We start from the raw sequence: 23,847 nt of genomic DNA on the forward strand, positions 1-23,847 counted from the left end.
ATTGCGGCTGCATCCCCCCGGCTGGCAAAATAAGCGGCTTGCATGCCGCCCCAAAGCGGCATGGAGACAGGGTTTTGCGCCTTGTCGGACGCCGCCTCCCACGTAGTTCATCGGACGAGAGACCACATGCTTAACGCCTATCGCCAACATGTTGCCGAGCGCGCCGCGCTGGGTATCCCGCCGCTGCCCCTGTCGGCCCAGCAGACCGCCGAGCTGATCGAGCTGCTGAAGAACCCGCCCGCCGGCGAAGAAGCCGTCCTGGTCGAGCTGATCACCCACCGCGTGCCGGCTGGCGTGGATGATGCCGCCAAGGTCAAGGCTTCGTACCTGGCGGCCGTGGCGTTCGGCACCGAGAAGTCCGCACTGATTTCGCGCGAGAAGGCCACCGAACTGCTCGGCACCATGCTGGGCGGCTACAACATCCATCCGCTGATCGAACTGCTGGACGACGCCCAGGTCGGCACCGTCGCCGCCAATGCGCTCAAGCACACGCTGCTGATGTTCGACGCCTTCCATGACGTGAAGGAAAAGGCCGATCAGGGCAATGCCAACGCCAGGGCCGTGCTGCAGAGCTGGGCCGATGCCGAATGGTTCACCAGCAAGCCAGAAGTGCCGTCGAGCCTGACCATCACCGTGTTCAAGGTGCCGGGCGAGACCAATACCGACGACCTGTCGCCGGCACCCGATGCCACCACGCGTCCGGACATCCCGCTGCACGCCCTGGCCATGCTGAAGAACAAGCGCGACGGCGCACCGTTCCAGCCGGAGGAAGACGGCAAGCGCGGCCCGATCGCCTTCATCGAATCGCTGAAGGAAAAGGGCCACCTGATCGCCTACGTGGGCGACGTGGTCGGCACCGGTTCCAGCCGCAAGTCCGCCACCAACTCGGTGCTGTGGTTCACCGGTGAGGACATCCCCTTCATCCCCAACAAGCGCTTCGGCGGCGTGTGCCTGGGCAGCAAGATCGCCCCGATCTTCTACAACACCATGGAAGACGCCGGCGCGCTGCCGATCGAGCTCGATGTGTCCGGGATGGACATGGGCGACGTGGTCGAGCTGCGTCCGTACGAAGGCAAGGCGTTGAAGAACGGTGAAGTGATCGCCGAGTTCCAGGTCAAGTCCGAGGTGCTGTTCGACGAAGTGCGCGCCGGTGGCCGCATTCCGCTGATCGTCGGCCGCGGCCTCACCGCCAAGGCGCGCGAAGCGCTGGGCCTGCCGGTGTCCACGCTATTCCGCCTGCCGCAGCAGCCGGCCGATACCGGCAAGGGCTACACGCTGGCGCAGAAGATGGTCGGTCGCGCCGTGGGCCTGCCGGAAGGCCAGGGCGTGCGCCCGGGCACGTATTGCGAGCCGAAGATGACCTCGGTGGGTTCGCAGGACACCACCGGCCCGATGACCCGCGACGAGCTGAAGGACCTGGCTTGCCTCGGCTTCTCGGCGGATCTCGTCATGCAGTCGTTCTGCCACACCGCCGCTTATCCGAAGCCGGTGGACGTGAAGACCCACCACACGCTGCCGGAATTCATCAGCACCCGTGGTGGCATCTCGCTGCGCCCGGGCGACGGCGTGATCCACAGCTGGCTCAACCGCATGCTGCTGCCCGACACCGTCGGCACCGGCGGCGACAGCCACACCCGCTTCCCGATCGGTATTTCGTTCCCGGCCGGCTCGGGCCTGGTGGCCTTCGCGGCCGCTACTGGCGTGATGCCGCTGGACATGCCCGAATCCGTGCTGGTGCGCTTCAAGGGCGAACTGCAGCCTGGCGTCACCCTGCGTGACCTGGTCAACGCGATCCCGCTGTACGCGATCAAGAGTGGTTTGCTCACCGTGGCCAAGCAGGGCAAGAAGAACATCTTCTCCGGCCGCATCCTCGAGATCGAAGGTCTGCCGAACCTCAAGGTGGAGCAGGCGTTCGAGCTGTCCGATGCCTCGGCCGAGCGTTCGGCCGCCGGTTGCACGGTGCACCTGGACAAGGCGCCGATCATCGAATACATCAACAGCAACATCACGCTGCTGAAGTACATGATCGCGCAGGGCTACAAGGATCCGCGCAGCCTGCAGCGCCGTATCAAGGCGATGGAAGCCTGGCTCGCCAACCCGCAGTTGCTGGAGCGCGATGCCGACGCCGAATACGCCGCGGTCATCGAGATCGACCTGGCCGACGTGCACGAACCCATCGTGGCCTGCCCGAACGACCCGGACGACGTGAAGACGCTCAGCGACGTGGCTGGCGCCACCATCGACGAAGTGTTCATCGGCTCGTGCATGACCAATATCGGTCATTTCCGCGCCGCGTCGAAGCTGCTGGAAGGCAAGCGCGATATCCCGACCAAGCTGTGGGTCGCTCCGCCGACCAAGATGGACCAGCAGCAGCTGACCGAGGAAGGCCACTATGGCGTGCTCGGCACCGCCGGCGCCCGCATGGAAATGCCGGGTTGCTCGCTGTGCATGGGCAACCAGGCGCAGGTTCGCGAAGGCGCCACGGTGTTCTCCACCTCGACCCGCAACTTCCCCAACCGCCTGGGCAAGAACTCCAACGTGTACCTGGGTTCGGCCGAACTGGCCGCGATCTGCTCGCGCCTGGGTCGCATCCCGACCAAGGCGGAGTACATGACCGACATCGGCGTGATCAACGCCAATGGCGAGAAGATCTACAAGTACATGAACTTCGACCAGATCGCCGACTACCAGCAGGTGGCCGACACCGTCACCGCCTGATCCTCGTCAGGTCGTTCGTCGCGAAGCCCGGCCCCGTGCCGGGCTTCGTCGTTTATGCTTTGCCGACGATACGGCCAGGTTGCACGGATGATTTCCACCCACTTATCGGTAGTCTCGCTGCGCGACCTCATGCTGGTGCAGGCCGTGTGCCGCCACGGCAGTTTCAACAGCGCGGCGCGTGCAATGCACATCAGTCCATCGGGGCTGTCGCACCAGGTGCAGAAGGTCGAGCAGGCGCTGGGCGCACCCCTGTTCGAGCGCGGTGGCCGCCGGGTGGTGCCGACCGCCGGCGGGCAGCGCCTGCTGGAGCAGATCGACGCCGTGCTGGCCGCGGCCGAACACCTGCAACAGGTGGCGCGCGCCGGCGAGGTCGCGTTCGGCGGCGAACTGCGCCTGGGTGTGCCTGCCTCGCTGGGGCCGTACCTGCTGCCGCATCTGATCGAGCCGTTTCCGCAGCATTTTCCCGGTACGCGCCTTAGTCTTTCCGAAGGCAAGCCGCGTGGCCTGTTGCGTCGCCTGAACGAAGGCGAGCTGGACGCCGTGCTGGCGCCGCGCGTCACGCCGGTCAGTGGCGTGGCCGTGAAGCCGCTGTTTTTCGAACCCTGGGAAGTGATGCTGCGTGCCGACCATGCGCTTGCCGGGAAGCGCAGCGTGGCGCTGGAGCAGCTGGATGCCAGCGACGCCACGCTGATGACCGAAAGCCATGCCGATGGCGTGCTCGGCGGAGGCCACGTGCAGGACGTGAGCCTGGAAAGCCTCGCCGCGCTGGTCGGCCTGCGTGGCGGCTACGCGCTGGTGCCCGCGCTGGCGCATGAGCGCCTGGCCTCGATGCCGGACATCGTGCTGTCGAAGTTCAAGGGGCAGGGGCCGGGGCGGGAGATCGCCCTGTACTGGCGCGAAGCCTCGCCGTGGAGCAACGACCTGCAGGCGTTCGCGGGGCTGCTGCGCAAGCTGGCCAGGCAGCGTCCGGGCCTGAAGGTGCTGGCCGACGAGGGCTAGCCGGCACGGGTCCCCCTCAGGAATGGTTGAGGGTCGATCCCGTCAACAGTCCGCGCGCCAGCATGCTGCATTGCCGGCGATACACCAGCAGCTGCCATTGGCGGCCGCCCACCTGGCGCCACAGTACCGCCGAGCGCACGGCGGCCAACAGGTTGGTGCGTACCTTCTGCACCACCACCGGCTGCTGCAACTGTTGCGGATTGCCCGTCACCATCACGCGCGGCTTGAGCGTGGACAGCGTGCTGGCATACAGCTCGGCCAGCCGGCTGATGACCTGGGGGGAATCCGGGCCGAAGTGTTCGACCTGGCGCTGGGCGGCGACGATGCCCTGCTGCAGCCGGTCGAGCAGTTCCGGGCGGCGCGCCAGGCTGCGCTCGAGTTTCATGACGGTGAAGGCCATGCGGGTGATGGCCACGTCGCGCGTGTTTTCATCCAGCAGGGCAATCAGCTGGCGCAGGCCGTAGCGGACGCCGGACACATCCCCATAGACACCCACCACGGATGGCGCGTCGATGCGAAACACGCTGGCCATGCTGGCGGCCATGGCGATGTCGTCGCAGCGGCCGTCGTTGGCGAGCTGCTGGGCGAGCGCCGTGGCCTGGAACAGGCCGGCCAGGGCGAGCACGCGCTCTTCGTTCATGGCAAGGGAATCAAGCACCGGGGAGGGACTCGCAGGGAAGGGGGGAAGGCGCGACGACGGCATCATTCCAGCCGCCGAACGGCGCGTCGGTGCGGTCGATCACGGCGCCGCCGAGACAGGCCTCGCCATCATAGAGAACCACCGACTGGCCTGGCGTCACCGCGCGCTGGGGCTCGTCGAAGGTGACCAGCAGGCCATCCTCGCGCACGATGACCTCGCAGGCCTGGTCGTGCTGGCGATAACGGCTCTTGGCCGTGCAGCGGAAGCGCGCAGCGGGTGGCTGGCCGGCCACCCAGCTCGGCGACCCGGCATGCAGCCGGCGCGAATACAGCCAGTGGTTTTCACCGCCCTGGGCGACGTAGAGCACGTTGGCGGCCACATCCTTACCCACCACGTACCAGGCTTCCCCGCTGGCGCCATGCCGGCCGCCGATGCCCAGGCCGTTACGCTGGCCCAGGGTGTAATACATCACGCCCTGGTGCTCGCCCACGGTCTCGCCGGCCGGTGTGCGCATGGGTCCGGGCTGCGCCGGGATGTACTGGGCGAGGAAGCTGCGGAAATCGCGCTCGCCGATGAAGCAGATGCCGGTGGAATCCTTCTTGGCATGCGTCGGCAGGGCGGCTTCCCGGGCCATGGCGCGCACGCGTGACTTTTCGATCTCGCCGACCGGGAACAGGGTGGCAGCAAGCTGCTCCTGGCCGAGCGCGTGCAAGAAATAGGTCTGGTCCTTGGCGGCATCCACGGCACGCAGCAGGCGGAACTTGCCGTCGCGGAAATCCACGCGTGCGTAGTGGCCGGTGGCGATCTTCTCGGCACCGAGCCCGCGCGCCTCGTCCAGGAACGTCTTGAACTTGATCTCACGGTTGCACAGGACGTCCGGGTTGGGCGTCCGGCCGGCGCGGTATTCGGCCAGGAAGTGCTCGAACACGCCGTCCCAGTATTCCGCGGCGAAGTTGCGTGCATGGAAGGGCAGGCCGAGCCGGCCGCACACCGCCACGGCGTCCTTGCGGTCGGTGTCGGCGGTGCAGGGGCCGTCGCGGTCGTCTTCCTCCCAGTTCTGCATGAACAGGCCTTCGACCTCGTGGCCCGCCTCCTGCAGCAACAGGGCGGCCACGGAGGAATCCACGCCACCTGATATGCCGAGCATCACCTTCACGGGTAGCGGTCCTCGGTGAGCAGGCTGCGGATCGCGCTCAGCGGGAAGCGCTGCCCCGCCAGCCAGGCGTCGATGCTCATCAGCACCAGCGGGCTGCGCAGGCGGTCGCCGAGGGCCACGATGTCGTCCCGGCTCAGCCACAGGGCGCGGCGGATACCCTCGTCCAGCGGACGCTCCGGTGCATGGCTCAGGGGCCGGGCGGCGAAGCTGAAGCGCACCACGCCATCGCCGTGCTCGGTGCTGCGCCATTGGTGTATGCCGATCAGGTGCTGCAATTCGACCGTCCAGCCGGTTTCCTCCAGGGTTTCCCGCACGGCGGCGGAAATCAGGCTTTCCTTGTCATCCAAATGGCCTGCTGGCTGGTTATAGACGAGGCGGCCGTTCACTTCCTCTTCGACCATGAGGAAGCGGTCGCCGTCCGCCACCACGCATGCCACGGTGACGTGCGGGCACCAGACTGTCTCTACGGAGGTGATAGCGGAATCGGCCATGGGGGGGTATATGGCGCCGGAACCGGCACTGGAAAAGCCGTCATTGTGCCATTACCTGAAGACAACCTGCCGCCGGCAGCGCCCGTCGCCCGGCGACGCGGACCGGCAACAGGGCCGCGGCGGTATACTTTCCCCAGGATATTTCAGCTAGAACCCATGGCTCACGAACCCGAACACGAACAAGGCAGCGGTCACGGCCTGGCGCTGGAAACCTCGAGGCCGGAGGTGGCTCGTCCACCCCTGTTCCAGGTGGTGCTGCTCAATGACGACTTCACCCCGATGGATTTCGTGGTCGAGGTGTTGCGCAGCTTCTTCAACCTGGACCAGGAGCGGGCGGTGCAGGTGATGCTCCACGTCCATACCCGCGGCAAGGGCGTCTGCGGGGTGTTCACCCGGGAGGTTGCCGAGACCAAGGTAACCCAGGTAAACGAATATTCACGTGCTCATCAACACCCTTTGTTGTGCACTATGGAAAAGCTTTAGAGCCTGTCGAAACGGGGTTGTCCGGAGAGATTGAACAAGTGGCCGGCACCCCCATTTTGTAGCCATCGCGGCATAGCCGCCCTGCCACACAGCGGAGAAGGTCCGGATGTTCAGCAAGGATCTCGAAGTCACCATCGGCCAGTGCTACAAACAGGCCCGCGAGCAGCGTCATGAATTCATGACGGTGGAGCACCTGCTGCTCGCCCTCACCGATAACCAGTCGGCGCTAGGCGCCCTGCGTGCCTGCGGCGTGGATCTGCCGCGGCTCGCGCGCGAACTTGAAAAGATCATTGCCGAGACGGTGCCCGTGCTGCCGCATGGCGACGAACGTGACACCCAGCCCACGCTGGGTTTCCAGCGCGTGCTGCAGCGCGCGGTCTATCACGTGCAATCGTCCGGCCGCAAGGAAGTCACCGGTGCCAACGTGCTGGTGGCGATCTTCGGCGAGAAGGATTCCCACGCCGTGTACTTCCTGCACCAGCAGGAGATCACGCGCCTGGACGTGGTCAATTACATCTCGCACGGCATCGCCAAGATCGGCGACGAGCCGTCGTCGGGCATGCCTGGCACCGAGCGCGAGGGCGAGGACGGCGAGCCCAAGGGTAACCCGCTGAGCGAGTACGCCAGCAACCTCAATGAACTGGCACTGGAAGGCAAGATCGATCCGCTGATCGGTCGCCAGGACGAAATCGAGCGCACCATCCAGGTGCTGTGCCGTCGTCGCAAGAACAACCCGCTTTACGTCGGCGAGGCCGGCGTGGGCAAGACCGCGCTGGCCGAGGGCCTGGCCAAGCGCATCGTCGACGGCGACGTGCCCGAGGTACTGGAGAACGCGACCATCTGGTCGCTGGACCTGGGCGCGCTGGTTGCCGGCACCAAGTACCGCGGCGATTTCGAGAAGCGCCTGAAGGCCGTGATCAGCCAGCTCAAGAAGCAGCCGGGCGCGATCCTGTTCATCGACGAGATCCACACCATCATCGGCGCCGGTTCCGCTTCGGGCGGCACCATGGATGCCAGCAACCTGATCAAGCCGATGCTGGCTTCGGGTGAACTGCGCTGCATCGGCTCGACCACGTTCCAGGAATTCCGCGGCATCTTCGAGAAGGATCGCGCGCTCGCGCGTCGCTTCCAGAAGATCGATGTGGTCGAACCCACGGTGGCCGACAGCCTGGAAATCCTCAAGGGCCTGCGCTCGCGCTTTGAGGAACACCACAACGTCGCCTATACCAACGAGGCACTGAAGGCTGCGGTGGACCTGTCGGTGAAGCACATTCCCGACCGCCTGCTGCCGGACAAGGCCATCGACGTGATCGACGAGGCCGGCGCACGCCAGCGTCTGCTGCCGCTCGACCAGCGCACCGGCAAGGTCGACGTGCCCGAGGTCGAGTACATCGTCGCCAAGATGGCGCGCATCCCGGCCAAGCAGGTGTCGGCTTCCGACCGCGACGTGCTGAAGAACCTCGAACGCAACCTCAAGATGGTGGTGTTCGGGCAGGATGCGGCGATCGAGGCGCTCGCCGCGTCGATCAAGATGGCCCGTTCGGGCCTGGCCGATCCGTCCAAGCCGATCGGCTGCTTCCTGCTCGCCGGCCCCACCGGCGTGGGCAAGACCGAGGTGACCAAGCAGCTGGCGATGCAGCTGGGCATCGAAATGATCCGCTTCGACATGTCCGAGTACATGGAGGCGCATTCGGTCTCGCGCCTGGTCGGCGCACCTCCGGGCTACGTCGGCTTCGACCAGGGTGGCCTGCTCACCGAGGCGGTGACCAAGCATCCCCACGCGGTGCTGCTGCTGGACGAGATCGAGAAGGCGCATCCGGATGTGTACAACATCCTGCTGCAGATCATGGATCGCGGCGTGCTTACCGACACCAACGGTCGCGAGGCCAACTTCAAGAACGTCGTCGTGGTGATGACGACCAATGCCGGTGCGCAGCAGGCGTCGCGTCGCGGCATTGGCTTCGTCAAGCAGAATCATTCGATGGACGCGATGGAAGTGATCCGCCGCACCTTCACGCCGGAGTTCCGCAACCGCCTGGACGCCGTGATCCAGTTCAATGCGCTGGACTTCGATCACATCCTGCGCGTGGTCGACAAGTTCCTGATCGAACTGGAGTCCCAGCTCACGGAGAAGCATGTGAGCCTGGACGTCGATGCCGATGCCCGCCACTGGCTGGCCGAGCATGGTTTCGACCCGCAGATGGGCGCGCGCCCGATGGCACGCGTGATCCTGGAGAAGGTGAAGCGCCCGCTGGCCGACGAGCTGCTGTTCGGCAAGCTGGCCGAGGGTGGCAAGGTCAGCCTGAGCGTGCGCGACGGCGAACTGGTGGTCAGCACCGAGGCCGCCGAGACCCTGCCGGCCGTGGTGAGCTGAGCGGCCTGGCCGCTGCGGCGGCCGGCCTCGCCAAATCGCAGGCAAGCAAAAAGGCGGCGCCATCGTGCGCCGCCTTTCCTGATTCTGGCCGTTCGATAACCCCCGCGCGCCGTGATGGCACGCCCGGGTGTTACTTCATGCGGTAGGTGATGCGACCCTTGGTCAGGTCGTAGGGGGTCATCTCCACCTTCACCTTGTCGCCGGTGAGGATTCGGATGTAATGCTTGCGCATGCGCCCGGAGATATGGGCCGTGATGACGTGGCCGTTCTCCAGCTGCACGCGGAACATGGTGTTGGGCAGGGTCTCTTGGACCGTGCCTTCCATTTCGATGACGTCGTCTTTGGCCATGCGTTCCGGTGGGTGCGATTGTGGCCGTCATGGCCGCGTAAGCGTTCGATTATGCCATGAAAGTTGGAATGGTTAAAGAATCATCAGCCGAAGTGCTCGTCGAGCTTCCGGCGGATCTCCTGTTCGACCATGCCCTTGAGGGGGGTAAGCATCATGCCCAGCTCAGCCGTGACCTGGATGGCATCGCCGGTCACGGCGATGCTGCCGGTGACCCCGGGGCGCGAGAAGCGCAGGGTGTCGCCCTGCCATTGTCCCGTCATGCCGAACTTTTCCTGCATGCGCGAGGCGACCTGGTCGACCACGGCGCGGGCCTCCGCGATGGTCAGCTGGTGGGGGCGGCGGATGTCGATCCTGGGCATGCGGGACTCCAAAATTTTGCAGACGCCCATGGTAAGCCAGATGCGCTCGGAGAGTGCGCACGCTTCTGCTAGAGTCCCGGCGGTCCCTAGCCTGGCTCACTGATGCGCATCGAGTTTCCCAATTCGGCCCGAGAGGATTTCCACTGGGATGCCCCTGCGCTGCGCATCGGAAGTGCGCCGGACAACGACCTCATCCTCTCGGCCCAGCAGGCCGGCGAACATCACTTGCGGATCCAGCTCGATCGTCGCGGCTGGGTCCTGCAGGTGCTGCCGCAGGGCGGGCGCGTCTATGTGAACGCGCGGCCGGTGCGTGAGAAGGCCCTGCTTCGGGCCGGCGACATCCTCAGCGTGGGCGACTGCCGCATGCTGCTGCGGACCGATGAGGAGCCGGCGCACAGCCTGCCCGTGACCGTGCCGGCCGAAGGGCGCTGCACGGTGGCGCTGCGCGCGGTGGCCGGGCCGCTGTCGGGCCGCGTGATGTCGCTGCAGGACAAGCTGGAACTGGGTCCGCTGGGCCGGGTTCCACTGGAGCTGCCCCAGGGCGAGGCGGCCTCTCTGTCGGTGTTCTGGCGGGATGGCCAGCTGCTGCTGGAAGCGGGCCAGGTATCCGCGCGCTATCCGTTGCGCGTCAATGGCGTGGCCGTGACGCAGGCGGCACTACGCCCGGGCGACCAGATCGGCCTGGCCATGCATCGTTTCATCGTCGATGCACCCGGGCTGGAACCTGAGCCGGAAATCATCCGGCCAGAGCCCAGCTTCGATCATCTGCCCGAAGAAGACGCCGGCCCCCGCGGGGAAGTGTGGTGGCTGATCGCCACCGCCGCGGTGCTGGCCCTGGGCATCGCCGTGGCCTTGCTCGTGCGCTTCTGAGGCGCCTGCGCGGGCAATCTGGAGGCGGCCAGGTTCGGGTTGACGCTCCGTTGCTGCGTCGCGGCATAATGCGGCGATCCCTCCGATGAAGGCGTCGTCGTCTGTGAGCAGACTCTGGAATTTCAGCGCCGGTCCCGCCGCGCTGCCGCAGGCCGTACTCGAGCGTGCGCAGCGCGAACTCCTCGACTGGCAGGGTTGCGGCGCCTCCGTGATGGAGTTGTCCCATCGCGGCAAGCTGTTCGTGGGGCTGGCCGAGCAGGCCGAGGCCGACCTGCGCGAGTTGCTCGCCATTCCCGCGAACTACGCCGTGCTGTTCCTGCAGGGCGGTGCCACCCAGCATTTCGCGCAGATCCCGATGAACCTCGCCGGCGAAGGCGACCGCGCCGACTACATCGTCACCGGCCACTGGGGCGAAAAGGCCGCGAGCGAAGCGGCGCCCTACGTGAAGGTCAACCTTGCCGCCAGCAGCAAGGGCGAGCACTACCTGCGCCTGCCGCCGCGCGACACCTGGCAGCTCGATCCGCGCGCGACCTACGTGCACTACACGCCGAACGAAACCATTCATGGCGTGGAGTTCCACGACGTCCCCGACGTGGGTGACGTGCCGCTGGTGGCGGACATGTCCTCCGACATCCTGTCGGGTCCGGTCGACGTGTCCCGCTTCGGCCTGATCTACGCCGGCGCGCAGAAGAACATCGGCCCGTCCGGCCTGGTGGTGCTGATCATCCGCCGCGACCTGCTGGAGCGCGCCTCGCGCCCGATGGCGCGCATCTTCCGTTACGCCGATCACGCGGCCAACGATTCCATGCTCAACACCCCCAACACCTGGGGCTGGTATCTCGCCGGGCTGACCTTCCAGTGGCTCAGGCAGCAGGGCGGCCTCGCGGCGATGCGCGAGCGCAACCATGCCAAGGCCTCGCTGCTCTACGGTGCCATCGATGGCTCCGGCGGCTACTACCGCAACCCCATCGATCCGGCGGCCCGCTCGCGCACGAACGTGCCTTTCACGCTGCATGACGGCAACCTCGATGCCGATTTCCTCAGGGAGTCGGAAGCCGCCGGCCTGCTTGCACTGAAGGGCCACAAGGCGATCGGCGGCATGCGCGCATCGTTGTACAACGCGGTCCCGCTCGACGCGGTGCGGGCCCTGGTCGACTTCATGGCTGACTTCGCCAAACGTCACGGATGAAACCGTTGCGCTGCGGCACGCACATCGCGGACCATCCCTGATCCGATATTTGGAATGCTTTGCTTCCATACTGCCAAACCATGACCGACAAGAAATCCTCGCTTTCCGATGTACGCGAGCGCATCGACACCATCGATCGCCAGATCCAGCAGCTGATTTCCGAGCGGGCCGAGTGGGCGCAGGAAGTGGCACGCGTCAAGGGCGAGGGGCTGTCGGCGATCGACTATTACCGCCCGGAGCGCGAGGCACATGTGCTGCGCATGGTGGTGGATCGCAACCATGGCCCGTTGTCCGACACGGAGATGGTGCGGCTGTTCCGCGAAATCATGTCGTCGTGCCTGGCGCAGGAAGATCCCCTGAAGGTGGGTTTTCTCGGGCCAGAGGGCACTTTCAGCGAACAGGCGGTGCGCAAGCATTTCGGCCATGCCGCCTATGGCCTGCCGCTGGGCAGCATCGAGGAAGTCTTTCAGGAAGTGGCCGCGGGTCACGCCGATTTCGGCGTGGTGCCGGTGGAGAATTCCGGGCAGGGCATGATCCAGGTGACGCTGGACATGTTCCTCACTTCCGAGGCCACCATTTGCGGCGAGGTGGAGTTGCGCGTGCACCAGTGCCTGCATTCGCTGCAGGGGCGGCTGGAGGACATCAAGCGCGTGTATGCGCATGCCCAGTCGCTGCAGCAGTGCAAGACCTGGCTGCGCATCAACCTGCCGGGCGTCGAATGCGTGGCGGTGAGCAGCAATGCCGAAGCGGCACGCCTGGCGCGTCATGCCGACGACGCCGGCGCCATAGCCGGTGAAACGGCGGGGCGCGTCTACGGCCTCAAGACCGTGGCGCAGGCGATCGAAGATCGCGCCGACAACACGACGCGCTTCCTGGTGATCGGCCGTTCGCTGTTTCCGCCTTCCGGCAATGACCGTACCTCGCTGCTGATCACGGTCAACGACAAGCCCGGCGCGCTGTACGACCTGCTCAAGCCGTTTGCGCAGCACGACATCAGCCTCAACCGCATCGAGTCGCGCCCCGCGCATTCCGGCAAGTGGCAGTACGCATTCTTCATCGACGTGTCCGGCCATATCAACGACGAGCCGATGCAGGCGGCGATGAAGGAAATGGGGGCGGCGGCGGCCCAGGTGCGCGTGCTCGGCTCCTACCCGGTGGCGTTGCCCTGACCTGAGTGCGGTTGCCACGCGGGCGGCCGCCGGAGATTTTTCGTGAGTCGACTTGACTGGACCAGTCACACCGGCCGGGCGCTGCAGGGCAACGTGCGCGTGCCCGGCGACAAATCGGTATCGCATCGCGCGCTGATGCTGGGCGCGCTGGCCGAGGGGACATCGCATATTCGCGGTTTCCTCGAAGGCGAGGACACCCGCGCCACCGCCGCGGTGCTGCAGCAGCTGGGCGTGCGCATCGAGACGCCGGCCGATGGCGAGCGTCGCGTGCACGGCGTCGGCCTGCACGGTCTTCGCGGCACCACGCAGGCGCTCGATTGCGGCAACGCAGGCACCGGCATGCGCTTGCTGGCGGGCCTGCTCGCGGGACAGGCATTCGACAGCACCCTGGTCGGCGACGAATCCCTCTCCAGGCGCCCCATGCGCCGGGTGACCGATCCGCTCGCGCAGATGGGGGCCCGCATCGACAGCGAGCAGGGCTTGCCGCCCTTGCACGTGCGCGGCGGGCAGTCGCTGCATGGCATTCGCTACACCTTGCCGGTCGCCAGCGCGCAGGTGAAGTCGGCGCTGTTGCTGGCCGGGCTTTACGCCGAGGGCGAAACCGAGGTAATCGAGCCACACCCCACGCGCGATTACACCGAACGCATGCTGGCCGCGTTTGGCTGGCCGATCGATTTTGCACCTGGTCGCGCGCGCATCACGGGCGGGCACGCGCTGCGTGCCACCGACGTGGCTGTGCCGGCGGACTTCTCGTCGGCGGCGTTCTTCCTGGTGGCCGCGAGCATCGTGCCGGGATCCCTGCTGCACCTGCCTGCGGTGGGCCTCAATCCCCGTCGCACAGGCTTGCTGCAGGCGCTGCGCCTGATGGGGGCGGACATCCGGGTGGAGAACGCCCACGAGAGCGGCGGTGAACCCGTCGGCGACCTGGTGGTCAGGCATGCGCCACTGCATGGCATCGAACTCCCGCAGTCGCTGGTGCCGGACATGATCGACGAGTTTCCGGCGCTGTTCGTTGCCGCCGCGGCTGCCACAGGGCGCACCGTGGTGCGCGGCGCGGCCGAGCTGCGCGTGAAGGAGTCCGATCGCCTGGCGGCGATGGCCAGCGGTCTGCGCACACTGGGCGTGGCGGTGGAGGAAACGCCCGATGGCGCGACCGTCACCGGCGGCCCCGTCGGCGGCGGCACCATCCAGAGCCATGGCGACCACCGCATCGCGATGAGTTTTGCGGTCGCCGGGTTGGTCGCCGGTGGTCCCGTGCGCATCAACGACTGCAGCAACGTGGCGACGTCGTTCCCGGGATTCCTCGCCCTGGCCAACGGCTGCGGATTTGCGCTGGCCGAGGTGCACGACTGACCCCGTGCCCGGGCGGTGCGGCCCTCGTGCGGCGCGCCGCTTGCGGTTAGGCTTCGTGCTCCACGCCGAGGTCGCCATGTCCACCGATTTCCCGCCGTTCATCGTCGCCATTCCCGCCCGTTACGGCTCCACCCGCCTGCCGGCCAAGCCGCTGCGCGAGATTGCCGGCGTACCGATGGTGGTGCGCGTGGCGCAGCGCGCGTTGCTGGCCGGCGCGGGACAGGTGGTGGTCGCGGTGGACGACCAGCGCATTGCCGACGCGCTGGCCGGGCAGGGCGTGGACGTGTGCATGACGCGCAGCGACCATGCTTCCGGCAGCGATCGCCTGGCCGAATGCGCCACGCACTACGGCTGGCCCGACGATGCCATCGTGGTGAACCTGCAAGGCGATGAGCCGTTTGCGCCGGCCGCGGGCATTCGGGAAGTGGCGCGTGCCCTGGCCGAGGACGATGCGCCCGTGGCCACGCTGGCGACTCCGATCTCCGAAGCGCACGAACTGTTCGATCCCAACGTGGTGAAGCTCGTGCGCATGGCCTCGGGCCGGGCCCTGTATTTCAGCCGCGCACCGCTGCCGTGGGCACGTGATGCGTTCGCCCTGCATCGCAATGTGCTGCCGGCTGACGTGCCGTTCCTGCGGCACATTGGCATCTATGCGTATCGGGCCGGTTTCCTCAAGCGCTACACGCAACTGGCACGCACACCGCTGGAACAGGCCGAATCGCTGGAGCAACTGCGCGTGCTCGAGCACGGTTTTCCGATTGCCGTGCGCCTGACGCCCGAGCCATTCCCGCCGGGTATTGATACCCAGGCCGACCTGGAGCGCGCGGAACAGTGGCTTGCCGGGGGCTGATCGCCAGACTCACGCGGGCGAAGGGTTGCTTCGACGGCGTTTGCCTTGGCCCCTCTCCCCATGGCGACCGGAAGGTAGTCCCTGGGGGAGAGAGGGGTTGCTTCGCTTAGCCCCTCTCCCGCCGGCGACCCGAAGGTAGTCCCTGTGGGAGAGAGGGGTTGGGGTGAGGGTACGGAGCTTGCGCAACCTTTCATTCTCGCGCTCTGCCCGAACCCTCATCCGCCTGCCAGCACCTTCTCCCGATGGGAGAAGGGCTTCTTCGATCGACGTTGCTTTAGCCCCTCTCCCCATGGGAGAGGGTTGGGGTGAGGGTACGGGGCTTGCGCAGCCTTTCATTCTCGCGCTTCGCCCGAACCCTCATCCGCCTGCCGGCACCTTCTCCCGAGGGGAGAAGGGTTTCTTCGATGGAGCCTGCTTTAGCCCCTCTCCCTTCGGGAGAGGGGTTGCGGTGAGGGTGCGGGGCTTGCGCGGCCTTGCTGTCTCGCGCTCTGCCCGAACCCTCATCCGCCTACCGGCACCTTCTCCCGGCGGGAGAAGGGCTCTTTCGATTGACGTTGCCTGAGCCCCTCTCCCTTCGGGTAGCCACAGGGAGAAGCCTTGCTTCGCTGGGCGCTTGCATCATCGTCGCGGTGCCCTCACTAATGCCCGGACGCCCAATGCGGGTCCATCGGCCATGCCTGTGCAAGCACGCACTACCTCCATCCTGTTCGTCTGCCTGGGCAATATCTGCCGCTCGCCGCTGGTGGAGGCGGTAGCCCGTCGGCGTTGTGCCGAAGCCGGGCTCGAGGTGGTGCTCGCGTCCTGCGGCACGGGCAACTGGCATGTCGGCAAGGGCGCGGATTCGCGCATGCAGCGTGCCGCGGCGGCCGCGGGATATGACCTTTCGCTGCATCGTGCGCGGCAGGTGGAGTCGGCGGATTTCCTGCGCTACGACTGGGTGCTGGCCATGGATCGCGACAACCTCGAGGCGCTCGACGTGGTCCGCGGCGGGCGTGGCGCACGACCGGAGCTGTTCCTGCCGTGGGCGGTCGTGAGGTCGCCGCATGAATTTCCCGATCCGTACTTCGGCGAAGCGGCGGGTTTCCAGCAGGCAGTCCAGCTGGCGGAGCAGGGCGTGGATGGTCTGATCGCGCGACTGCGCGGCGGCTGAAGAGGCTAGAATCCACCGATGCACTCGCCCCCGCCGCAAGCCTTCGACGGCAAGTCTTTCGTCAGGACCCTCACCACATCGCCCGGCGTCTATCGGTACTTCGACGCCGACGGCGACCTGCTCTATGTCGGCAAGGCCGGCAACCTGAAAAAGCGCGTCGGCAGCTACTTCCTCAAGCCGCGGATGGAGCCGCGCATCGCCGCGATGGTGGCGCAGATCGCGCGCGTCGACATCACGGTGACGCGCACCGAAGGCGAGGCGCTGCTGCTCGAGTCGCAGCTGATCAAGTCGCTCAAGCCGCGATACAACATCCTGCTGCGCGACGACAAAAGCTATCCGTACATCTACCTGTCCGGCGGCGAAGACTATCCGCGCCTCGCCTTCCATCGCGGTGCCCGCAATCTGCCGGGTCGTTATTTCGGGCCGTATCCGAGCACCTTTGCCGTGCGCGAAAGCCTCAACCTGATGCAGAAGCTGTTCAAGGTGCGTCAGTGCGAGGACAGCTATTTCAAGAACCGCTCGCGGCCCTGCCTGCAGCACCAGATCGGCCGCTGCACGGCGCCCTGCGTGAAGCTGATCACGACCGAGGATTACCGCAGCGACGTGCGCCATGCCGAGATGTTCCTCGACGGCCGCAGCAGCGTCGTGATCGACGAACTGGCGGGTGAGATGGACAACGCCAGCAAGGCGCTCGAATTCGAGCGGGCGGCTGCACTGCGCGACCAGGTGGCGGCGCTGCGCAAGCTGCAGGCGGAGCATCACGTGCAGGGCGCGAGTGCCGACATGGACGTGCTGGCCTGTCGCATCGAGGCTGGCATGGCCTGCATCAGCGTGCTGTTCTTCCGCAACGGCATCAGCCTGGGTACGCGTGATTTCTTCCCGCGCCTGCCGCTGGATGCCGATCCCGTCGACGTGCTGGCGCAGTTCATTGCGCAGTACTACCTGGACCGCCCGGTGCCACGCGAGCTGATCCTGGGCGAGGTATTGCCCGACCAGCAGATCCTGGCCGAAGTACTGGCCCAGCAGTCCGGCCACGCAGTGGAACTGAAATCCAGCGTTCGCGGCGAACGGGCGCGCTTCCTGCAGATGGCCGAGCGCAACGCGCAGGCCTCGCTCACTGCCCGACTCGCCAGCCGGCAGACGCTGGGCGCGCGTTTCGACGACCTGCAGAAGCTGCTCGAACTCGACGAGCTGCCCAGGCGCATCGAGTGTTTCGACATCAGTCATACGCAGGGCGAGCTGACGGTCGCCTCCTGCGTGGTGTTCGGTCCGGAAGGTCCGGAGAAGTCGCATTACCGCCGCTTCAACATCAACGGCATCACGCCGGGCGACGATTACGCGGCCATGCATCAGGCGCTGGTGAGGCGGTTCCGCAAGGTCGCCGAAGGCGAGGGTGCCAGCCCGGATGTACTGCTGATCGATGGTGGCAGCGGCCAGGTGGCGCAGGCGCTGGATGTGCTCAGGGAGCTTGGCGTCAATGGCATCCATGTGGTCGGCGTGGCGAAGGGACCGGGTCGTCGTGCCGGCGAAGAGACCCTGATCCTGGCCGACTCCGGCCGCAACCTGCATCCGGGGCCGGCGTCGCCGGCCCTGCACCTGGTCGCGGCGGTGCGCGACGAAGCACACCGTTTCGCCATCAGCGGCCATCGCAAGCGCCGCGAGAAGGCGCGTGAGCGCAGCGTGCTGGAAGACGTGCCGGGCATCGGAGCGCGGCGGCGCTCGGCCCTGCTCAAGGCCTTCGGCGGCCTGGCCGGTGTGGAAGCGGCGGGCGTGGAGGAATTGATGCAGGTGAAGGGGATTGATCGCGGCCTGGCCGAACGCATTTATGCTGTGCTGCACGGCTAGCCGGCGGCCACGCGGTCCCGTCACTGGCAAGAACCCACCCGGAAAGGATTTATGCGCATCAATCTGCCGACCTGGCTCACACTGTTCCGCGTGCTGTTGCTGCCGGTCATGGTGCTGGTCTTCTATTGGCAGTTTCCGGGGCACAACATCACGGCCGCGATCGTATTCCTGCTCGCGGCGATTACCGACTGGCTCGATGGCTACCTGGCGCGCCGCCTGAACCTCACTTCGGCCTTCGGCGCGTTCCTCGACCCGGTGGCGGACAAGCTGATGGTGGCGGTGACGCTGTTCCTGCTGGTGGAATCGCATCGTGGCGGCTGGCCGGGGATCGTGATGGCGGTGACCGCGGCGGTGATCGTGGGGCGTGAGATCAGCGTCTCGGCCCTGCGGGAATGGATGGCCGAGATCGGCATGCGCGCCACGGTCAAGGTGGCTTTCATCGGCAAGCTCAAGACGGTCATGCAGATGGTGGCGCTGGTCGTGCTGATCGTGCAGCACGAGAAGAGCGCCGAGGCCTTGCGGCTGTATCACATTGGCGAGGCGTTGCTGGTGATCGCCGGCATCCTCACCATCTGGTCGGGCCTCTACTACCTGCGCGCGGCGTGGCCCAGCCTGCGCGGCGACGGCCCGCAGCCCCCGTGGCGCGACGATGAATGAATTTCGTGACCGAGGCTTGACGGCGGTTTTTTAGCCGCTAAAATGCGCGACTCCGATGCGGGAATAGCTCAGTTGGTAGAGCACGACCTTGCCAAGGTCGGGGTCGCGAGTTCGAGTCTCGTTTCCCGCTCCAGATTCAGTGGATGGAAGCATCGCCATTCACAAAAAAACGGCCCTCGCGGCCGTTTTTTAATGCCTGTGATGCAGGCCCTGCTTCGACCGTGGCGGCGCGGGCCTGGGCCTCGCGCCGCCGTGCGTCGCACCGTCAATGCGTCTCCTTGCGATGCTCGATCGCCTGCCGGCGATAGAACGGATAACAAAGCCCCAGGCAGACGAACCAGATCGGCGTGTAGATCAGGCCCTGCAGGGTGTCCTGCTTCTGCGCGAACACCCACAGCACGAAGGTGAAGAAGGCGAGCACCAGCCAGCACATGGCCACGCCGCCGGGCATCTTGAAGATCGAGGTGGCGTGGCGTTCCGGATGCAGCTTCCGGTAGCGCATGTAGGCGATCATGATCAGCGACCACACGAAGATGAAGCAGATGCTGGAGATCGTGGTGACGATGGTGAAGACCTTCATGACGTCGCCTTCCTGGTAGAGCAGGAACACGCCGATGAAGAGCAGGAAACAGGAGTAAGCCAGGCCGTTGGCCGGCACGTTGTTGTTGCTCAGCCTGGCGAACGGCTTCGGGCCGAGCCTGCCTGCCGAGAGACCGTAGAGCATGCGTCCGGTCGAATAGATGCCGCTGTTGGCGGAGGACGTTGCCGAGGTCAGCACCACGAAGTTGATCAGGCTGGCGGCGATCGGAATGCCGATCAGCATGAACAGGTTCACGAACGGGCTGCGATCGGGCGCCACCTGGTTCCATGGCGTGACCGTCATGATCACCAGCAGGGCGAGCACGTAGAACACGATCACGCGGATGGGAATGGAGTTGATCGCCTTGGGCAAGGTCTTTTCAGGATCGCGCGCCTCGGCCGATGCGGTGCCCACCAGCTCGATCCCCACGAAGGCAAACACCGCGATCTGGAATGCCGCCATGAAGCCTGCGCCGCCGTGTGGGAACCAGCCGCCGTTGGCCCAGAGATTGGACACCGCCGCCCTGGCGCCGGTCGGCGAGGTGAAGCCGATGGCAATCAGCACGATGCCCACGGCGATGAGCGCGACGATGGCCACGATCTTCACCAGCGCGAACCAGAACTCCATTTCGCCGAACAGCTTCACGGTCAGCAGGTTGAGGCCCAGCAGCAGGAGGATGCAGGCCGATCCAGGCAGCCACAGCGGCACATGCGGCGCCCAGAACTGGATGTAGCCGGTGATGGCCGCCACGTCGGCGATGCCGGTGACGACCCAGCAGAACCAGTAGGTCCAGCCGGTGAAGAAGCCCGCGCAGGGCCCGAGCAGGTCGTAGTTGAAGTCGACGAAGGACTTGTAGTGCAGGTTGGACAGCAGCAGCTCGCCCATCGCCCGCATCATGAAGAACAACACGCTGCCGATGATCGCGTAGGCAAAGATCACCGAAGGGCCGGCCAGGCTGATGGTCTTGCCCGAACCCATGAACAGGCCGGTACCGATCGCACCGCCGATGGCGATCAGCTGCAGGTGGCGGTTGCGCAGGTTTCGCTGCAGGTGATGTTCCGGCAAGCCGGTCACGGCAGTCGGTTCGTGGGTCTGCATGGGCGGCACGATCCTTTCGGGGTACGAAGGGAGTCATCCTAAAGGAATCGTCGCCCGGCGTACGACGGGGCGCCTACGCGGCGTCGTGGAAGATGATGCCCAGCGTATGGCGCTGGCCAGCGCGCACGCGGCTCACGCCATGGCGCATGGTCACCCGGTACGAACCCCGGCTGCCGTTGACCGGGCGCTGGTTGACGGCGAAGACCACCGCGTCGCCCTGGCGCAGGGCCACCACCTCGGCGCGCGACTGCATGCGCGGGCGCTGCTCGGTGAGCACGAATTCGCCGCCACTGAAATCGCGGTCCGGCTCGGACAGCAGGATCGCCACCTGCAGCGGGAACACGTGCTCGCCATAGAGATCCTGATGCAGGCAGTTGTAGTCGCCGGCGCCGTACTGCAGCAACAACGGAGTGGGCCGCGTCTGGCCGGCGTCATGGCAGCGGGCCAGGAAGGCGGCATGGGTGGCCGGATAACGCACCTCGAGGCCCATGCGGGCATTCCAGTCGTTGGCCAGCGCCACCAGGCGTGGATAGAGGCCGCTGCGCAGTTGCTGCACGGGAGCGGGCAGGGGATAGCGAAAGTACTGGTATTCGCCCAGGCCAAAGCCATGGCGCGCCATCACCACGCGGCTGCGATACAGCGACTCGCTGGCGTACCCCGCGGCGATGTCGCGACAGGTTCCGCCATCGAGCAGGCCGCGGAGCACGGTGCTGCCGCGTGCGTCCAGCTCCGACATGGCGGCCTGCCAGTCGACGGCATCGATGCGCGAGGTGATGTCCTGGCCTGGTGGGGCGCTCGTTTTTGCGTGCATGGTCGGCGAGTCCGGTGCGGTGACACGGGGAAGCTAGCCGCGGACTGCGTGTCCCGCACTCCGTTTCTTGCGGACCTACCAGATCAGGTCGTCGGGCACCTTGAACTGGCTGTAGAACGCGTCGTCGTCGCTCGCCGGCGTGCTCTGCGCTGGCTGGCCATGGTCCAGCACGATGACGGCGGCGTCGCGTTCGCGAATCTTGTCGGCAGCGGCGCGCGGCAGCAGTTCATGGCCATCGCCCGCGCGCACGATCACCAGCACGCCCTTGGCCAGTTGCGTGCGCAGTGCCTCGTTCACCAGCACGCTGTGGATCTTTTCGCCATCGCTGAACCGGTAGCTGATCTCGCCCTCGCGCCTGACCTTGTTGGACTCGATGATCTGGCGCACCTGGGCGGCGATCTCGCGGGCATGGGCCTGCGCATTGCGCTCGGCGGCCAGGGCGCGATCGCGTTCGGCCCGTTCCGCCTGCAGGCGCTGGGTATCGATCTTTTCGGCAGCCTCGGCCGCCGGTGCCTTGCCCTGGCGCTGTTTGGCCTGGTCGCGCGCGATCTGGTCCACCTTGCCCTTCTTGGCGAGGCCGGCCTTGAGTAGCTGTTCCTGCAGTGGATTGCGCATGCGTGGGGCGTCCGGGAAGCGAGACCGCTGATTGTAGCGCGGCAGCCGGGGGCACCTGTCCGGGGCCAGCTGAGACGCGCCGTGGCATGATGGCGCCGGCAGGTTTCCATGTCCTCACCAAGGGATGTGCCGTGATACCCCATTTCAGTGATCATTCGGCCAACGAGCGCACTTACCTCGCCTGGGTGCGCACCGCGATCTCGGTCATGGCGTTCGGCTTCCTGCTGGAACGCTTCGACATCTTCCTGCTCGTCGCGTCGCGTGCGGCCGTCGGAGTGACCGAGGGCCTGCACACGCGTGCGTCGCAATGGCTGGGCCTGGGCCTGCTGCTGGTGGGGGCGTTGATGGTGGCGGGCGCGACGGCGCGCTTTTACCGCAATCGAAAGGCCATCGAGGCATCCGGGTCCTCGATGTACGGCGACTCGTGGACGGCGCGCGGCATGGCCGTGCTGCTGGTGCTGATGGCGATCTTCCTGACCCTCTATGTGGCAAGGCAGATTGCGGCGCTGAGTTGATGCGGAGCCTCGAGCTCAAAGGGCGGGGCGAACCGACGAGTGGCGGCGCCCCTCAACAAGACCGTCATTCCCGCGAAAGCAGGAATCCAGTGACTTTTCCTCGATGCGAGCGAAGACGCTGGACCTTGCTTGACCAGCTTTTCAGCCATTGAAGAGCACCTCGCAGCAATGACGTTGAGGGGGCGGCGCATGGCGGTCGTGTACTGTCGCGTCATCACAAAAAACGGCGCCGTATCGCTACGGCGCCGTTTCCGTTTGTCGCCGGTTGCGGACGATCAGAGCGCTTCGAACACGCCTGCCGCACCCATGCCGGTGCCGATGCACATGGTCACCATGCCGTATTTCTGCTTGCGACGGCGCATGCCGTGGATCAGCGTGGCGGCGCGGATCGCACCAGTGGCGCCCAGCGGGTGGCCCAGCGCAATGGCGCCGCCCAGCGGGTTCACCTTGCTCGGGTCCAGGCCGAGATCGCCGATCACCGCCAGCGCCTGCGCAGCGAACGCCTCGTTGAGCTCGATCCAGTCCAGCTGGTCCTTGCTGAGGCCGACCTGCTTGAGCGCCTTCGGGATCGCTTCCTTCGGGCCGATGCCCATGATCTCCGGCTTCACGCCCGCCACCGAGTAGCCCACGAAGCGGGCGATCGGGGTGAGGTTGAACTCCTTGATGGCCTTTTCGCTGGCCAGCAGCAGGGCGCCGGCGCCGTCGGACATCTGCGAAGAGTTGCCGGCCGTCACGCTGCCGCCGAACTTGTCGTTGCGGAACACCGTGCGCAGCTTGCCGAGCACGTCCAGCGTGGTGCCGGCGCGCGGGCCTTCGTCGGTGTCGATCACGCGGCTGTCGGTCTTGATGCCGCGGGTGGCGAGGTCGGGATAGTGGTCATCCAGCTGGAACGGGGTGATCTCCTCCTTGAACTCGCCGGCGGCGATGGCGGCCAGCGCGCGACGGTGGCTTTCCACGGCGAAGGCGTCCTGCTGCTCGCGGGTGACCTTCCACTGCTCGGCCACCTTCTCGGCGGTGATGCCCATGCCGTAGGCGATGGCGCGGTCTTCGTCGTTGGCGAAGATGGCCGGGTTCATCGCGATCTTGTGGCCCATCATCGGCACCATGCTCATGCTCTCGGTGCCGGCCGCGATCATGAGGTCGGCCACGCCGAGCTGGATGCGGTCGGCGGCCATGGCGATGGCCTGCACACCGGACGAGCAGAAGCGATTGATGGTGACACCCGGCACGGTGTAGGGCAGGCCGGCCAGCAGCGCGCCGATGCGGGCCACATTCATGCCCTGCTCGGCTTCCGGCATGGCGCAGCCGACGATGACGTCTTCGATGCGATGCGGATCGATGCCCGGCGCCTGCGCCATCACGGCGCGGATCACGTGGGCGAGCATGTCGTCCGGACGGGTGTTGCGGAACACGCCGCGCGGCGCCTTGCCGACCGGCGTGCGGGTGGCGGCGACGATATAGGCGTCTTGCACTTGCTTGGTCATGGTTTTACTCCGTGGCGTCGCGCGTGATTCGCGGCGACGCTGTTGGTTTTGATCGTCATCCCTGCGCAAGCAGGGATCCAGTGTCGTTGGCG

General features: G+C 66.3%; 22 protein-coding genes and 1 tRNA gene. 14 read left to right on the forward strand and 9 right to left on the reverse strand.

All coding sequences use genetic code 11. The annotated features are described in order from the left end of the window. Window positions 1-126: 126 nt before the first annotated feature. On the forward strand, window positions 127-2,718 hold the full coding sequence (locus ACXU4B_RS02935) for a bifunctional aconitate hydratase 2/2-methylisocitrate dehydratase (protein WP_131407615.1): 2,592 nt from the start codon (window positions 127-129) through the stop codon (window positions 2,716-2,718). Window positions 2,719-2,805: 87 nt separating this feature from the next. Further along, on the forward strand, window positions 2,806-3,717 hold the full coding sequence (locus ACXU4B_RS02940; RefSeq protein ID WP_131407617.1) for a LysR family transcriptional regulator: 912 nt from the start codon (window positions 2,806-2,808) through the stop codon (window positions 3,715-3,717). 16 nt (window positions 3,718-3,733) lie between these two features. Here the strand turns inward: ACXU4B_RS02940 and hflD are convergent, their stop codons facing one another. From hflD to ACXU4B_RS02955, 3 genes are read right to left on the reverse strand one after another with little or no spacing between them, the layout of a single operon-like run. Beyond that, window positions 3,734-4,357, reverse strand: a complete 624-nt coding sequence (hflD, locus tag ACXU4B_RS02945) for a high frequency lysogenization protein HflD (RefSeq protein WP_131407619.1) — start codon at window positions 4,355-4,357, stop codon at window positions 3,734-3,736. A gap of 10 nt (window positions 4,358-4,367) precedes the next feature. Next, window positions 4,368-5,513 (reverse strand): tRNA 2-thiouridine(34) synthase MnmA, encoded by a 1,146-nt coding sequence (mnmA, locus tag ACXU4B_RS02950; RefSeq protein ID WP_131407620.1) that lies wholly within the window; start codon window positions 5,511-5,513, stop codon window positions 4,368-4,370. Beyond that, window positions 5,510-6,004, reverse strand: coding sequence for an NUDIX hydrolase (locus tag ACXU4B_RS02955; RefSeq protein ID WP_131407622.1), 495 nt, complete (start codon window positions 6,002-6,004; stop codon window positions 5,510-5,512). Before ACXU4B_RS02955 ends, mnmA begins: the two co-directional genes overlap by 4 nt. Before the next feature lie 156 nt (window positions 6,005-6,160). On the opposite strand from ACXU4B_RS02955, the gene clpS reads away from it, so the two are divergent. Both clpS and clpA read left to right on the forward strand, forming a co-directional pair. Next, window positions 6,161-6,487 (forward strand): ATP-dependent Clp protease adapter ClpS, encoded by a 327-nt coding sequence (gene clpS, locus ACXU4B_RS02960; protein ID WP_019466735.1) that lies wholly within the window; start codon window positions 6,161-6,163, stop codon window positions 6,485-6,487. A gap of 106 nt (window positions 6,488-6,593) precedes the next feature. Next, entirely contained in the window at window positions 6,594-8,861 is a 2,268-nt protein-coding gene (gene clpA, locus ACXU4B_RS02965; RefSeq protein ID WP_131407624.1) for an ATP-dependent Clp protease ATP-binding subunit ClpA, read from the forward strand. A gap of 130 nt (window positions 8,862-8,991) precedes the next feature. Here clpA and infA read toward each other — a convergent pair whose 3' ends face one another. Both infA and ACXU4B_RS02975 read right to left on the reverse strand, forming a co-directional pair. Next, window positions 8,992-9,210, reverse strand: a complete 219-nt coding sequence (gene infA, locus ACXU4B_RS02970; protein WP_019466733.1) for a translation initiation factor IF-1 — start codon at window positions 9,208-9,210, stop codon at window positions 8,992-8,994. Between the two features lie 83 nt (window positions 9,211-9,293). Then, on the reverse strand, window positions 9,294-9,569 hold the full coding sequence (locus ACXU4B_RS02975) for a polyhydroxyalkanoic acid system family protein (RefSeq protein ID WP_131407626.1): 276 nt from the start codon (window positions 9,567-9,569) through the stop codon (window positions 9,294-9,296). 102 nt (window positions 9,570-9,671) lie between these two features. Between ACXU4B_RS02975 and ACXU4B_RS02980 the strand changes: the two genes are divergently transcribed. The 9 genes from ACXU4B_RS02980 to ACXU4B_RS03020 all read left to right on the forward strand — a co-directional run bounded on the left by ACXU4B_RS02980 (window position 9,672) and on the right by ACXU4B_RS03020 (window position 18,785). Further along, a complete protein-coding gene (locus ACXU4B_RS02980) occupies window positions 9,672-10,439 on the forward strand; it encodes an FHA domain-containing protein (RefSeq protein ID WP_131407628.1) in 768 nt (255 codons plus the stop codon). Between the two features lie 103 nt (window positions 10,440-10,542). Beyond that, entirely contained in the window at window positions 10,543-11,628 is a 1,086-nt protein-coding gene (gene serC / locus ACXU4B_RS02985; RefSeq protein WP_131407630.1) for a 3-phosphoserine/phosphohydroxythreonine transaminase, read from the forward strand. Between the two features lie 80 nt (window positions 11,629-11,708). Then, window positions 11,709-12,797, forward strand: a complete 1,089-nt coding sequence (pheA, locus tag ACXU4B_RS02990; protein WP_131407632.1) for a prephenate dehydratase — start codon at window positions 11,709-11,711, stop codon at window positions 12,795-12,797. A 42-nt stretch (window positions 12,798-12,839) separates the two neighbouring features. Next, complete coding sequence (gene aroA / locus ACXU4B_RS02995) at window positions 12,840-14,150, forward strand: 3-phosphoshikimate 1-carboxyvinyltransferase (RefSeq protein ID WP_131407634.1); 1,311 nt, start codon at window positions 12,840-12,842, stop codon at window positions 14,148-14,150. A 76-nt stretch (window positions 14,151-14,226) separates the two neighbouring features. After that, window positions 14,227-15,000: a 3-deoxy-manno-octulosonate cytidylyltransferase gene (gene kdsB, locus ACXU4B_RS03000; RefSeq protein WP_131407636.1), complete on the forward strand. Its 774-nt coding sequence runs from the start codon at window positions 14,227-14,229 to the stop codon at window positions 14,998-15,000. 673 nt (window positions 15,001-15,673) lie between these two features. Next, complete coding sequence (locus ACXU4B_RS03005; RefSeq protein WP_131407638.1) at window positions 15,674-16,150, forward strand: low molecular weight protein-tyrosine-phosphatase; 477 nt, start codon at window positions 15,674-15,676, stop codon at window positions 16,148-16,150. Window positions 16,151-16,168: 18 nt separating this feature from the next. After that, window positions 16,169-17,995: an excinuclease ABC subunit UvrC gene (uvrC, locus tag ACXU4B_RS03010; RefSeq protein WP_131407640.1), complete on the forward strand. Its 1,827-nt coding sequence runs from the start codon at window positions 16,169-16,171 to the stop codon at window positions 17,993-17,995. 51 nt (window positions 17,996-18,046) lie between these two features. After that, on the forward strand, window positions 18,047-18,652 hold the full coding sequence (pgsA, locus tag ACXU4B_RS03015; RefSeq protein ID WP_131407642.1) for a CDP-diacylglycerol--glycerol-3-phosphate 3-phosphatidyltransferase: 606 nt from the start codon (window positions 18,047-18,049) through the stop codon (window positions 18,650-18,652). A gap of 57 nt (window positions 18,653-18,709) precedes the next feature. Then, window positions 18,710-18,785 (forward strand) — tRNA-Gly (locus ACXU4B_RS03020). Window positions 18,786-18,917: 132 nt separating this feature from the next. Here ACXU4B_RS03020 and cycA read toward each other — a convergent pair. The 3 genes from cycA to ACXU4B_RS03035 form a co-directional block, all read right to left on the reverse strand. Then, window positions 18,918-20,330, reverse strand: a complete 1,413-nt coding sequence (gene cycA / locus ACXU4B_RS03025) for a D-serine/D-alanine/glycine transporter (protein WP_131407644.1) — start codon at window positions 20,328-20,330, stop codon at window positions 18,918-18,920. A gap of 73 nt (window positions 20,331-20,403) precedes the next feature. After that, window positions 20,404-21,141, reverse strand: a complete 738-nt coding sequence (locus tag ACXU4B_RS03030; protein ID WP_131407646.1) for a 2OG-Fe(II) oxygenase — start codon at window positions 21,139-21,141, stop codon at window positions 20,404-20,406. Between the two features lie 75 nt (window positions 21,142-21,216). Continuing rightward, on the reverse strand, window positions 21,217-21,756 hold the full coding sequence (locus ACXU4B_RS03035; RefSeq protein WP_131407648.1) for a DUF2058 domain-containing protein: 540 nt from the start codon (window positions 21,754-21,756) through the stop codon (window positions 21,217-21,219). A 131-nt stretch (window positions 21,757-21,887) separates the two neighbouring features. Here ACXU4B_RS03035 and ACXU4B_RS03040 point away from each other — a divergent pair, with 131 nt between their 5' ends. Next, window positions 21,888-22,271, forward strand: coding sequence for a YidH family protein (locus ACXU4B_RS03040; RefSeq protein ID WP_165583125.1), 384 nt, complete (start codon window positions 21,888-21,890; stop codon window positions 22,269-22,271). 275 nt (window positions 22,272-22,546) lie between these two features. Here ACXU4B_RS03040 and ACXU4B_RS03045 read toward each other — a convergent pair whose 3' ends face one another. Further along, on the reverse strand, window positions 22,547-23,755 hold the full coding sequence (locus ACXU4B_RS03045; protein WP_131407653.1) for an acetyl-CoA C-acyltransferase: 1,209 nt from the start codon (window positions 23,753-23,755) through the stop codon (window positions 22,547-22,549). Window positions 23,756-23,847 lie beyond the last annotated feature (92 nt).

It is taken from the genome of Dyella soli (assembly GCF_054482295.1).